Below are 420 nucleotides of genomic sequence, written 5' to 3'. Positions count from 1 at the left end.
CGTCAAGCACATCACGATACTCGCGGTGGTTATCGCGGCGATGTTCGTCCTCAACGTGATTCTGAAAACCACCAAATTGGGGCGTGCTATGCGCGCGACCGCAGACAACATGGATCTGGCAGAGGTCCGTGGCGTCGACGCCGACCGCGTTCAACTCGTCGTGTGGGTCGTCGCTGCGATGTTGGCCGCGCTCGCCGGGATTCTCACCGGCTGGTTCGCAACGAATCTCACCCCGAACATGGGGTTCGCGCTGTTGCTCCCCATCTTCGCGGCCGTGATCCTCGGCGGGATCTCTTCCCCGTACGGCGCCGTCGCGGGTGCGATGATCATCGGACTCAGCATGGACGTCGGCGTTTACCTGATACCCGGCTCGTCAACATACAGGGTGGCGATCGCATTCGTCATCCTGATCGGCGTCCT

1 pseudogene is annotated in these 420 nt (G+C 61.7%); it reads left to right on the top strand.

Annotated elements, in window-relative coordinates:
- Positions 1-420 (top strand): annotated as a pseudogene (locus tag EXE45_RS18080) (branched-chain amino acid ABC transporter permease); the annotation flags it as partial.

Origin of the sequence: Halorubrum sp. SP9 (assembly GCF_005435015.1) — an archaeon.
Lineage (GTDB): Archaea > Halobacteriota > Halobacteria > Halobacteriales > Haloferacaceae > Halorubrum > Halorubrum sodomense.
This window is presented reverse-complemented; position numbering and strand designations above follow the sequence as displayed.